The 12,339-nt window shown below is 59.0% G+C and carries 11 protein-coding genes; 6 read left to right on the top strand and 5 right to left on the bottom strand.

The features are described 5' to 3' along the window. Positions 1-3: 3 nt before the first annotated feature. Complete coding sequence (locus EI290_RS04940) at positions 4-1,251, bottom strand: serine hydrolase (protein ID WP_125427341.1); 1,248 nt, start codon at positions 1,249-1,251, stop codon at positions 4-6. 89 nt (positions 1,252-1,340) lie between these two features. Then, complete coding sequence (locus tag EI290_RS04935; RefSeq protein ID WP_125427339.1) at positions 1,341-1,538, bottom strand: hypothetical protein; 198 nt, start codon at positions 1,536-1,538, stop codon at positions 1,341-1,343. Positions 1,539-1,831: 293 nt separating this feature from the next. Between EI290_RS04935 and EI290_RS04930 the strand changes: the two genes are divergently transcribed. The 4 genes from EI290_RS04930 to EI290_RS22365 all read left to right on the top strand — a co-directional run bounded on the left by EI290_RS04930 (position 1,832) and on the right by EI290_RS22365 (position 6,148). Continuing rightward, positions 1,832-2,965, top strand: coding sequence for a hypothetical protein (locus EI290_RS04930; protein WP_125427337.1), 1,134 nt, complete (start codon positions 1,832-1,834; stop codon positions 2,963-2,965). 89 nt (positions 2,966-3,054) lie between these two features. Next, positions 3,055-3,906, top strand: coding sequence for a rhomboid family intramembrane serine protease (locus EI290_RS04925; protein WP_125427335.1), 852 nt, complete (start codon positions 3,055-3,057; stop codon positions 3,904-3,906). Between the two features lie 143 nt (positions 3,907-4,049). Further along, positions 4,050-4,958: a T9SS type A sorting domain-containing protein gene (locus tag EI290_RS04920; RefSeq protein WP_125427333.1), complete on the top strand. Its 909-nt coding sequence runs from the start codon at positions 4,050-4,052 to the stop codon at positions 4,956-4,958. Beyond that, the gene (locus EI290_RS22365) at positions 4,955-6,148 is read left to right on the top strand and encodes an esterase/lipase family protein (RefSeq protein ID WP_185816850.1); all 1,194 of its coding nucleotides are present in this window, start codon (positions 4,955-4,957) and stop codon (positions 6,146-6,148) included. The genes EI290_RS04920 and EI290_RS22365 overlap by 4 nt, the downstream gene beginning before the upstream one ends. Before the next feature lie 124 nt (positions 6,149-6,272). On the opposite strand, the gene EI290_RS04905 is transcribed toward EI290_RS22365, so the two are convergent. The 3 genes from EI290_RS04905 to EI290_RS04895 all read right to left on the bottom strand — a co-directional run bounded on the left by EI290_RS04905 (position 6,273) and on the right by EI290_RS04895 (position 10,514). Continuing rightward, entirely contained in the window at positions 6,273-6,992 is a 720-nt protein-coding gene (locus EI290_RS04905) for a hypothetical protein (protein ID WP_125427327.1), read from the bottom strand. Between the two features lie 2 nt (positions 6,993-6,994). Then, the gene (locus tag EI290_RS04900; RefSeq protein WP_125427325.1) at positions 6,995-7,840 is read right to left on the bottom strand and encodes a hypothetical protein; all 846 of its coding nucleotides are present in this window, start codon (positions 7,838-7,840) and stop codon (positions 6,995-6,997) included. 244 nt (positions 7,841-8,084) lie between these two features. Continuing rightward, positions 8,085-10,514: a glycoside hydrolase family 31 protein gene (locus EI290_RS04895; protein ID WP_246008853.1), complete on the bottom strand. Its 2,430-nt coding sequence runs from the start codon at positions 10,512-10,514 to the stop codon at positions 8,085-8,087. 203 nt (positions 10,515-10,717) lie between these two features. On the opposite strand from EI290_RS04895, the gene EI290_RS04890 reads away from it, so the two are divergent. Together EI290_RS04890 and EI290_RS04885 are read left to right on the top strand one after the other, a co-directional pair. Further along, a complete protein-coding gene (locus EI290_RS04890; protein WP_125427323.1) occupies positions 10,718-11,851 on the top strand; it encodes a glycosyltransferase in 1,134 nt (377 codons plus the stop codon). Beyond that, complete coding sequence (locus EI290_RS04885) at positions 11,848-12,330, top strand: YdeI/OmpD-associated family protein (RefSeq protein ID WP_125427321.1); 483 nt, start codon at positions 11,848-11,850, stop codon at positions 12,328-12,330. The genes EI290_RS04890 and EI290_RS04885 overlap by 4 nt, the downstream gene beginning before the upstream one ends. The last annotated feature ends 9 nt before the right edge of the window (positions 12,331-12,339 follow it).

Raw genomic sequence — 12,339 nt, 5'->3', positions numbered from 1 at the left:
ACTCTACTGTTTTTTTCTGCTGCTGACCACGGCTCGTTTGCCGGCCGTTTTAGCCTGCAGCTCCCGCTGATAAAGCACCTGGCCCAGTCGCCGCAGAAACGGTAGTCCCACAGTGTCGTAGTCGTAGTGGTCGTCGTTGAGTACGCCGTCCTGGTTTACGTAGAGCACGGCACTTAGCAGAAACTCCACTCCCTGCGCCGGGTTGGTGATGTAGGCATTATCTACCAGAAAGCCATAGGCCTGCCCTATTTTGTTGTAGATACGGATGCCCGCCGGCAACGGCCCCGCAGCCCCACCAGCCAGCAGAAACTTGGCGTAGTTATCGGGGTAGTGCGCGGCGGCGTAGTGGGGCCACTGGCTCTGGCGGGGCAGGCGGTGCATATAGTCCAGCAGCAGCCTCCGGTCGGCCGAATCCAGCTGAAACTGCCGCCGCCGGGCCACCGATGCCGGGAACAGAATGGCCCGCAGCGTGCGGTGCAAATCGGGTAAGGTGGTGGTATTCCGGGCGCTGAAATCCAGGGGCTCGGGTAGGCGCCGCCCGTTCTGCAGATGCGCCTGCCCCACCAGCAACCCATGCTGGCGCGGGCGGGGCCAGGCACCGGTAAATGTAGCCGCGGGCTGCACGTACAGCGGCCTCGTCAGGCTGGAATCAGAGAAAAACGCCACCGCGTTGGTACGCCGGGCCGTGGAATCCTGGTCGCCGACGGAAAGGCGGTGGCGCAGCACCGTGTGGCGCAGGCCGTGGGCGCGCAGGCCCTGCTGCAGAGCCGCGGGCCCCACCAGCTCGTAGAGGCGGTTATAGGCATCATTATCACTCACCAGCAGGAGCTTGCGTACGTAGTGAGCCACGCTGGCACGATGATGCTGGCTGCTGGTATCCTGCACCACGCTGGTTTGCCCCCAGGCCACAGAATCAATCCGCAGCGGCGACTCGCTGCTCAGGCCCGGCACCTGCCGGGCCAGTACCTGCATTTTTTCCAGGGCCAGTACGGCCGCGGGCAGTTTAATGGCACTGGCCGGATAAAAGTACTCCCGGGGCCGCAGCCGGTAGCGGTACTGGCGAAAGTGGGGCCGCCCCCGCTGGTCACGCCGGATGCGGGTATATATAATCTGTAGGCGGTGCTGGCGGGCGTACCGGGCCACCGGTGCCAGCACCGAATCGGTATGCAGCAGGCGGGGCAGGGGGCTCTGGGCCACGGCCGGCACCCCAATCGTGCCCACCAACAGCCCAAGCAGGAGCAGTAGCTTCATGGGGCCAATATACCCGGATCTGCACAGCAGCGCCCCGCTGCCGACAGCCGAACTGTAAGCAGCGGGGCGCTGGTAGCGGCAAGGTGCCGTTATTCCTCGGTTTTTTGCGGGGCGCTGTTCTCGGCCGGCGAGTTCTGGCCGCCTTCCAACCCATTGGTCTGGTCGGCGTTGCCGTAGCCTCCCCGAATGCCAGCCCCGCTGTTGTGCGGAAGCTGCTCCTGGGTGGTTTCGGGAGTTTTAGGGGCTTGTTGTGGTTCTTCGGCGGGTTGTGAAGGATGCTGAGCCATACGGATGCGAAAAGAGATGAGAAGTTACAGAGTTGCCCAACCCACCTCCCTACCCGAAGCATGGGTACCACTGCTCCCCGCATGGCCCTCCGGACAGAAGCCAGGAGCCTCACGGGAGAGTTCTGGGGGGTGCTGCACTATCCAGGGAAAAACCCGGGCCTTGACTCTTGCGGCGGGTGAGCTTGCTGCTATACGCATCTTAGCCGCTGGCGTTGGAGCCGGAGCCCTTGTAATGCCCCGTCTTTTCGTGAATTTAGAGCCGGTTTTTTCAGTATTTTTCTTTTCACTTACGCATGTCCTCGTCGTCTGATTCATTTTTACAGAAACCTACCGAAGAGCTGCAGTACCTGGTGCAGCACCCGGAGCTATACCATGCCGCGCTGGTGGCTGAAGCGGGCCGGGAGCTGCGCCGCCGCGGGGCAACTATAGCCAAACCCGCTCCCGACCGGGAGTTGGTGGCCGCTCCCACACCGCTGTACGATGCCTACGCCGAATCTGCTCCTTCTCCCCTGACGCGCTGGTGGCCGGCCGGGCTTATTGCCGCCGCCGTGGGAGGCCTAGCCTGGTGGGGCCTGCGCGACTCCGCTGCCCCCTCCAAGGCTACTCCAGCGGCTGCCACCCAACCCATCGTGCTGGAAGCCGTGAAAACCAACCGTATGCCCGATTTTGAGGCAGAAACGGCCCAGCAGGTAGCGGCTACCCGGCGGCAGCTACCTGCCCAGGACCGCGCCGATACAACTGCTACCGGCCGCTATGCCCGCACTACCCGCCGCTACTGGCTGGCCGAAAACGCCGCGGCCTACCTCACGGCCCAGGCTCAGGGCGACTCCGCCTCCTCGCTGTTTCCCACTCAGGTTGATCTGGCGCTGGAGCGCATCAGCTGGTTTATGAAGGCCCGCGCCTACGACCAGCATCTGCACCCGGTAATGGAAGCCCGCCTCAACGAAATGGAGCAGGGTATGCTGTTACGGCGCTCCTCCCTGCAAACGCTGAAAACGCAGTATAGCGTGGGAGCTGAGGTAACAGAATCGAAGGAGGCATTTGTGCAGGCGGCCGAAGCCGAGGACATCGGGCGGGAAGTACAGGGCCTGCCCTCCCGCAAGCAACCCATTGCCGGCTCCCTGGCCAGCCTGAATGGCACAGCCAAAACGGCTCCATCCGAAGAGTACAAAGTTGTCAGCTCCCTGCCGGCTCCGCACCGCAACCAGAACCCGCTTTATGTACTGGATGGCAGCCTCTTGCCCAGCGACGCCATGACCGGCGAAGCCCCCCACGCCGTACGCAGCATTCCGCCCGATTCCATTGCCCGCATTGTGGTGCTGAAGAAACAGCGGGCCATAGAAGCCTTTGGCCCCCGCGCCCACGATGGAGCCGTTATTGTATTTACCAAGGCCGCTGTCCGCTCTTCCGGCCGTAACCAGATGTAATCCTGTCAGGCCCCGGAGGAGCTGGCAGGATTTATGACGCGCAAACGGCACCACTCCCGGCTGGGGTGGTGCCGTTTGCGTTGTTGCGTATGTCTGCCCCACTAACTCCCGCCGAGCTGTTTGCCGGCAAAACCGATGCTGAGCTTTTGTACCTGGCCCAGCATGCCGCGCAGTATCCTGCCGCCGTCGGGCAGGCAGCGGTGCAGGAGTTGCAGCGCCGGGGCCTGGTGCCGGAGGCAGCAGCGCCGGTACCAGACCCCGGTCCGGCCCAGCCCCCGGCGCCCGAGCCCCCAGCCGGGGGCCTGCTTTGGGGTACCGTGCGGGGCATTGCGGGCTTTCGGGCAGGCTACCGCGTAACGCCGTTGCTGTTGTGGCTGAATCTGCTGGGGTACGGGCTTCTGGCCTTGGGGGGCGGCTCTCTGTGGCAGCCTACTGCGGCCACGCTGGTGCGGTGGGGCTCCAACTTTTCGCCCCTTACCCTGCACGGACAGCCCTGGCGGCTGCTGACCAGTGTGTTCCTGCACGGCAGCGTGGCCCACCTGCTTATGAATATGGCCTCGTTGGTCTTCTTGGGGCTGCTTACGGAGCGGCTTACCGGCTCACGCCGGCTGCTGCTGGTGTACGGGCTCTGTGGAGTAGGCGGCAGCCTGGCCAGTTTGTGGTGGCATACGCAGGGGGTAAACTCAGTGGGTGCTTCGGGGGCCATTTTTGGCCTGTATGGCCTGTTGCTGGCTACCCTGCTTCGACGGCCCCGGGCCCTGGCCCGCACCCAGCGCTATACGGTGGGCCTGTTTGTGCTTTACCTGCTGGCCGGCAGTCTGGCGGGCGGCCTGCAGACCTACGCCACCGACAATGCGGCCCACCTCGGGGGGCTGGTAACCGGAGCCGTACTCGGCGCTGCCTTCCCCCCGGCCAATACGGCACCCACAGACGCCGCCTGAAACAGGTACTCCGGATGCTTTCCTGCTACCTGCTCTTTATCACCTGATTATGTGATTGAACGAGCATATGATTATGACTATATTTAGTATATCGATCCGCCCCGGCCAGAAAATGAGTGCCCCTGGCCTCTTCCCCCCTAGCCATGAAAACACTGCTACACCGCCTTATGCTACTGGCCTGGCTGCTGGCCCTATCCCTGACCTTGCAGGCGCAGGGTATTCCCAACGGAGGCATGGAAACCTGGGTGCCCCGCGGTACGCTGGAAAGCCCGGATGGCTGGTACTCCTCGGATGAGTTGTATGGCAGCCAGGGAGTTCCGCTGGCCTTGGGTACCGTTACTAAATCCACTGACAAACAGGCTGGCAGCTTTGCCGCCCGTATCGAGAGCAAAACGTATTTCGGGGCGGCCTTCCCGGCTCTGCTGCTGCTTGGCAACCGTTTCCGCCCGTCTACCTACGGCATTAGTGGGGTACCGTACTCCGGCCGCCCCCGGGAGCTGCGGTTCTGGTACAAGCTCAGCACCGCCACCAACGATACGGCCGGCGTGTACATTGTGCTGACGCGCGGCGGCGGCAATGCCATTCAGTTGATTGCCGGCTACGCCGACGTACTGCCGCCGCGGACCTCGTACGGGCAGGTTTCGTTGCCCTTGGGATATATTTCGGCGGCCACCCCCGACACGCTGCGGCTGTTTTTTGTGGCTGGCAACGGCCAGGCTACCGGCACCTCCACGCTGTACGTGGATGAGGTTTCTTTGCAGGGCACGGTATCGGCTACGGCCCCACCCCGCTTTCAGGAGGCCCTCAGCATTTATCCCAATCCGGGGGCCGGCGGCGAGTTCAACCTGGCATCCCTGGCCGAGCCAACTGTGGCCACGGCAGCCTTCGACGTAACGGACGCTGCCGGCCGCGTGGTAGCCCAGGCCCCTGCCGTACCCTTGGCTCAGGCCAGTGGCCGGCACATCGAGTTGCACGGACAGCCTGCCGGAGTGTATCTTTTGCGACTAAGTACGCCGGAAGGGCTGCTGGTACGCAAACTCCTAATTCCGTGACCGAACCCCTGGACCCACCCTCCGATTCCGATTCTGCTGATGCTCCTACGCCCCCCGGCCCTGCTCCTTCGCGCTGGCGGCGGGTGGCGGCGGCCATGGGCCGGGCCGCCCGGGCCCCCTTTAACGGGGCAGGCCTGCTCTACCGTGTGGGCCAGGACAACCTGCATTTTACGCTGCCAGTACTCAATGGAGCTTTCGGCGACCAGCTGGCCGCCCGCCACGACCGGCGGGCCATCCGGATGAGCTTCCGCCGTTACGAGGCTGATGTGCCGGTGGCGGAGCTGGGCTTACAGCCGGCTGCCGATGGGCGGCCGCGCAAAACCGTGGTGTTTCTGCACGGGCTGATGGGCGACGAAATTATCTGGCAAACCGGCAATGGCCCCGACGACCTCCGCTTCGGCCCGCGGCTGCAGCAGGAAACCGACGTGTGCTGTCTGTACGTGCGCTACAATACCGGCCTGCACATTTCGGAAAACGGCCGCCAGCTGCATCAGCTGCTCTCCGAGCTGGTGGCTACCTGCCCCGAGGCTGTGGGCGAGTTGATACTGGTAGGCCATAGTATGGGCGGGCTGGTAATCCGCTCAGCTGGGTATTATGGAAGTCAGAATGAGTTGTTCGTTGCCAGTTGTCAGTTGTCAGGTTCCAACAACCAACAACGAACAACTAACAACGAACAACCAACAACTAACAACTCACTTTGGCTAGGCCGGCTGCGGGACGTGTTTCTGCTGGGCGTGCCCAACGATGGGTCGTTTCTGGAGCAGAACAGCCACCTCACCAGCCTGATTCTGCGCAAAATTAACCTCTGGCCCACCCGGGCCATCAGCGGGCTGATTGATAAGCGCAGCAACGGCATTAAGGACCTGCGCCACGCCCGGCTGGTAGATGCTGACTGGCAGAGTGAGCACGCCGACGACCTGTTTCCGCCCCGCACGGTAGTGCCGCCCTTACCGGGGGTGCGCTACCACATTCTGGTGGGTTCCCTGCTCAAATCGGCCACCTCTGCCCTGCACGACTATTTCGGCGACGGGCTGGTGGGCGCGGGCAGTGCCCGGGGCCGCGTGTTCCAGGACCCCGCCTCTCCGCCCGAGTTGCTCATCAGTACCCACGTGTACGCCAAGCTTCACCACGGCACCCTGCTCAGCAGCCCCGAGGTGTACCAGTACCTGCGGGAGCGGATTGGGGTGTGAAGATATTTCGTGTAATAAAGAATTTATTTAGTAAATAATCAAAACGTCCCGCAGAATATGCAGTTTGAAATACTACATATTCCACAGGGCGTTGTAATTTTTTTAAAAAATTTAAATAATTTATTTATAATTTATCATTTTTACCGAATTTAAAATCGAATTTGTAACGAAGACCTATAGTATGGTTACCTGTTAATCCTGTACGGTTACCAATTACGGCCGTATGTACTTCCGCGGGCACACTCTTTAAAACATGATTAAAGCCGATTTGCCCGATTATTTCCAGATTTTTATACACAAGATAACGTCCGGAGACACCAACCATAGCATAGACATTGAATGAGCTTCCTTGCACGTAATAATAACCTACTGTATCAGATCCTTCAATTCGCTTAAACTCAGAATCAGCTTTATGCTTCACGAATACTATATTACTTAAAATATCAACTTGAAGACGTTTGTTATCGTCTTTTCTAAGCGCATACCTAATCATCAATGGAAAACCTGTTGCCTTAAGACTACTAGTTAAATATTCAGCCATAGGAATACCATTTGTAGAGATACCCATTGCCGAACTTCTGCTATATTCAGTGTGTCGAAGCAATGAAGACTCAATAAATAACCGATTATTAACATTAAGTGCAGCGACTAATTGCCAGGGACCAAAATAAAGAGTTGTAGGCGGCAGGGCGGAATTATTTTTATAAAAAATTTCATATTTGTTATACCCTCTAGATACAGATATATAAAATTTAGGTTTATGTTTTTCGTGTTGTACTTCCTGACCCAAAGACCAAGCCGTAAACAAAAAATATAAAATCATCATTATCATGGCACGCTTCATAATTATCTATTTTTTTTACACAAATAGATGAATTTTCCGCCTGCCCCTTGATTCAAATCAGTTGAATATTTATACCAGCCTAATGGAGGCTGAATATTATCTGCATCACCAGAAAGTATTCCAATTTCAATTGGGTTTCCAGGTTGTTTCGTTTGATAGGACCATATATGTGACCCCCAAGCACCATTATTCAAATCCTGAGCCCCGAAATATGCATATCCCGAAGAACTATATTCGTATATATGATAATAGTATGGACTTGGGCTCGGCGGACTACTGCCACCAGTTTTTATTTCTATATTAGTAACAGGACCGCTAGCATACACTGAATTTTGGTAATACTCTCTCGCATTTTGCACTTTTTTAGGATCTCGCACAAAGGTTAAATATATATAACTCCCTCCTGCTTTGTCATTAAGGTCTATTGGCAATCTGGTATAACCGGGCGGATTATTGGGATTAACACCACTATTACTGACAATTTTAAGATCATATATATATCCATTTGGATTATCTAAGTCATTGTATAATCCATCATTTTCACTAGAAACAAAAACGGGCGTAGAATATGTAGCACCGCAACCAGCTGTTTCACAAGGTTCTGTGGGAGCCACATAGTTACTCGTATATTCTCCATCTGTTTTTTTATCTAATGAACGTTCGTAATAATTGTATTTTGCACGAACTGCACGAAGACCACTTCCATCAAAATTCAAATAATTTTTCTTACTTACATATTGCCCAAGTGGATCTTCCTGTTCATTATTTTCAATTTTATTCAAAAAATCACTCCAAATTTCTTTTTTACTATTTTGCACTCTTGAACTTGTACCATCTACCGGCTTCACCTTCTCACAACTCCCCCCACAAAACGCTTGCCAACAAACCAAATTGCACAATTTTTCTCATAGCTTTATGAAGTTAGGTGATTAATGAGTTCAATAATACATCTAGTCTTTTTACTATCAAATTATTTTTTATTCAAGTGACTTAATCTTTATGAAAGTCCTACCGCGTATCTCTCTGCTATAGCGAGTATGTTGGCCCCTTTTGACGCGCAGAACGTCCTTCGTCCTCGCAATGATAGTGGTTCTACCCAATCACCAGCTCCGTGAAACCAGCCCCGACTACCACGGCGGGCAGGGTGAGGCCGGTTTCCAGGGCGGCTTCGGTGGCGGTGGCGGGCTGGCCATCGGTGCTGAAGGCAGTGGGCTGGAACGGCAGGCCATGCAGCACCACGCGGTAGGTGCTCCAGGTGGGCTGATACTGACCTTCCTGCTCCTGCTGCAGCAGCAGGCCGTTCTCGGAGCCGGTTACGCGGAAACGGCGGGTGGTGCTCTGGCCCTGCTGGTAACCGTAGCCCTCACCCCCATCCTCGTACAGCACGCTGGTTTCGGTTCCCTGCTTGAAGTACACATGCAGGGTCACTTCTTCCACCACTTTCTCGCCCACGTACTGCATGAGCGGGTACATTGGAATAACGGCTCCGGCCTTGATAAACAGCGGAATTCGAGACAGGTCGGCGGCGGCCCACACCTCCTGGCCACCGGTTTTGGCCTCGTCGGTGTAGTAGTAGAACCAGTCGCCGCGGGGCAGGTACATCCAGCGGCCATCGGCGCCGGGCGTGGTAATGGGGCATACCAGCAGGTGGTCGCCGAGGCTGAACTCGGCCATCCGCAGGTAGGTATCGGTGTCGGCCTGGTCGAGGAAGGCCAGGGGGCGCAGCATGGGCGTGCCCTGCTGTACATGCTGCCAGAAGGTGGTGTACACGTAGGGCAGCAGGCGGTAGCGTAGTTCAATAAAGCCCCGGGCCAGCTCCATGTAGTTCTCCCCGAAGCTCCAAGGCTCCTGGTCGCCATGGTCGCCGGAGCTGTGGGTGCGGAAGAACGGGTGGAAGGCCCCCAGCGCCACCCAGCGCACGTACAGCTCGCCATCGGGCGTATCAATGAAACCGCCAATATCGGAACCGATAAACGAGAAGCCCGAAATGCTCAGGCGCTGGCACTGGATGTTGGCCAGCCACAGGTGCTCCCAGGAGGCAATGTTGTCGCCGGTCCAGCCGGAGGAGTAGCGCTGCCCGCCCGCGTAAGTGCTGCGCGTGATGGTGAAGGGCCGGTCGGGGTAGCTGAAACGCTTCACGCCCTCGTTGGTGGCGCGGGCCATCTGCATCCCGTAGATGTTGTGGGCCTTTTTGTGGGAGGCGTGGTGGCCGTCGTAGCCAAAGCGCACGTCATCCGGGAAGGTGCCCTTCTCAAACACGGCCGGCTCGTTCATGTCGTTCCACACGCCCTTCACGCCCACTTCCTCAATCAGGCCCTTGAACAGGCCAGCCCACCACTCGCGCACCTCGGGGCGGGTGTAGTCGGGGAAGTTGCAGAGACCGGGCCACACCGAGCCCTTCATCAGGGGCCCATCGGCACGGCGGCAGAAATAGTCGTTCTTCAGCCCCTCCCGGAATACCGCGTAATCGGGGTCAATCTTGATGCCGGGGTCGATAATCACCACGGTTTTGAAGCCATCCTGAGCCAGCTCCTGCACCATGCGCTTCGGCTCCGGGAAATGGGTGGGGTTCCAGGTAAAGCACCGGTACCCATCCATGTAGTCAATGTCGAGGTAGAGGGCGTCGCAGGGGATTTTCCGGTCGCGGAAGCCCTGGGCAATGGCCTTCACGTTGCTCTCGGGGAAGTAGCTCCACTTACACTGCTGGTAGCCCAGAGCCCAGAGTGGGGGCAGCTCGGGCGGGGCCGTGAGGCGGGTATATTCCTCGGTGACTTCCATCAAGGAAGGACCGTAGATGAAGTAGTAGTTCATTTCCCCGCCCTGGGCCCAGAAGGAGGCCACATCGGCCCGCTCGGCGGCAAAATCGAAGGAGGCCCGGAAGGTGTTATCGAAAAAGATGCCGTGGGCTACCTTCTGGTGCAGGGCCAGGAAGAAGGGAATGTTCTTGTAGAGCGGGTCGGAGCCTTTCTGGTAGCCGTAGGTATCGGTGCCCCAGTTGGTGAACTGCTTGCCGCGCAGGTTCATGTTGTCGGGCTTGTCGCCGAGGCCGTAGTAATGGGCCCCGCTCTGCACCTGCTTGCTCATCTTCACCAGGTCGTTGCCCGAGTCGTAGTCGTACTCCCAGTGGAAGCCTTTTTCGTCGTCGGTAAGCACCAGGCCGGAGCGGTTGAGCACCCGGGTGCGCAGGTTTTCCTTGTCCACCACGCAAATCAGCCGGTCGGTGGTAATGCGGAAGTGGTCGGGCTTCTCACGAAACTCCAGAAACTCCAGCTCCTGGCGGGCGGGCACGCCCTCGGGGAAGGCATAGCTGAAATCGGGCGGAAACATACCCTCCGTGATGTAGCGGAAGCGCAGTACTTTATCGGTAATCACCTGCAGGCTAAGCTGCACGCCATTGTCGCAGCGGAAAATAAAATCAGTGCCCTGCCGCTGGCCCGAAAGTACCCGGCCCGGATACATTTCCTGGCGGGAGCGGGTAGCCAGGTCATTGACCATGTAGTTGCTATCGAAATTTTCGGCCATGCGAAGGGGTCAGGTCAGGAGAAGACGGGAAAAGGGCGCGCCTGGCAGCGGGGCTGCAGCAGCGGCGAACAACAAAGGTAAAAAGCTACCGGCTACGGCCCAGCACCCCGGGCAGGTTTTCGACTGAATGCAGATTTGGCACTACCGGTACCTTTTTTCTCTACCTTGCCGTACTCCGGGTTACTGCCTAGCTACCTTTTTTTATGCCTTCTGCTCCCTTGCCTGTGCTGTTGCTTGGCTGGAACGATGCGCCCCGCACGGGGGAATCGGTTCCGGCGCTTGGTTTGTTGGTTGAAACCCTGGCTACTACTGCTCCGGTGCGGGTGATGGTTCCGCATCTGCCGGCAGCAACACTGGCACCGGCAGCGCAGGTAACCTCCCTGGCCGACCTGACACCCGACCAGGCCCTGGCTCCGAGCCAACCAGCCAACCAGCACCCGGCAGCCTGGCAGCACCCGGCGGCCCCCTACTCCGGCACCGCCACCGATGGCGCAGCCGGCCCCGCAGCCGGCCCCGACACCAGTCCCGGCAACAGGCCCAGCGGGGCCAGCGGCGGCTGGAACACGCCCGCCTCACCCTACCTGGGGGCCACACCGGGCCTGGCTGCGGCCACCCTGCCCATGCTGCCGGCCCTGGAGGAGCGGCCCGCCGTTATCGACCAGCGGGCGACGCGGGCCGCCGTGTTACACTCTATTGCGACCCTCACGGAGGCTACGGAAGAAGGACAAGCCGATGAGCTGCTCCGGAATCAGAGCGAGTTAGCTCCGGCAGAAGCTGAGCCCGGCCCGGGCACAGCGGCGGCACCCACCCGCCCGACTGCCCCCGTACAGCCCGAGGCGGCGGGGATTCGGACGGCCGTACATGCTACGCTGCCCGAGGCACTGGCCGTGCTCGGAGTGGACCTGGCCCCGGATGCCGACCTCAACTTTCAGGTAATTCAGTATGCCCGCTTTGCTACCCGCCAGGCCTTGCAGGATACCTTTGCCGTAATTTACGCCCCCGATTGGCCCACCTGGCTGGCGGCGCTGGAAATCCGGCAGCAAACCGGCCGGCCGCTGGTATTGCACGTGCACAGCCTGGCCCAGGAGCGCGCCACCCCCGCCGACCGGGGCTGGGCCCTGGAGTTGGAACGCCTGGCCCTGCGCCGCGCCGACCTGATACTGGCCGCCTCCGACGAGCTGGCCCACCGCCTGCGGACGCGCTACCAGGTGGCCCCCGACCGCCTGCAACTGGTAGAGCCCACCGACGCGGAAACGCTCCGCCGCCTGCTGCAGCAACTTGAAACCCGTTTGCCCGGACACCAGTCCGCAGTTCCTTTTTTTCCGCCTACCGCATGAGTACCGACACCCCCCTCCGCCATGAATTCGACGCGCCCCTGGAAATGGATGGGGCCGATAGTGGCGTTTTCCTGGTCGTTCCGTTCAGTGTACCCGATACCTATGGGGTAAAAGGTCCGCTGCCGGTTATTGGCACCATTGATGGATTTCCCATCCGCACCAACCTAGTGCCGTTCGGCGACGGGCAACATATGCTCAGCATCCGCAAAGAAGTGCGCAACGCCATCAACAAAACCTGGACGGATACCGCGCACCTGATACTGGAGCGCGACACCGAACCCGGCGGTATTGAACTGCCCGCCGACTTTGAGCAAGCCCTCGAACGGGCTGGCCTCCGCGGGCAGTTTGATGCCCTGCCCTTTACTCAGCGCAAGGACCTGGCCATGCGCATTGCCCGCACCAAAAAAGACGAGGCCCGCTTCCAGCGCATTGAAGACGCCCTGGAAGTTGCCCGCACCGGCCGCAAAACCAAGCAGTAGTTGTTCGTT

Source organism: Hymenobacter metallilatus, assembly GCF_003944705.1.
Lineage (GTDB): Bacteria > Bacteroidota > Bacteroidia > Cytophagales > Hymenobacteraceae > Hymenobacter > Hymenobacter metallilatus.
Note: the sequence above shows the minus strand (reverse complement) of the source record. Positions and strands in the feature narration are given on the sequence as shown.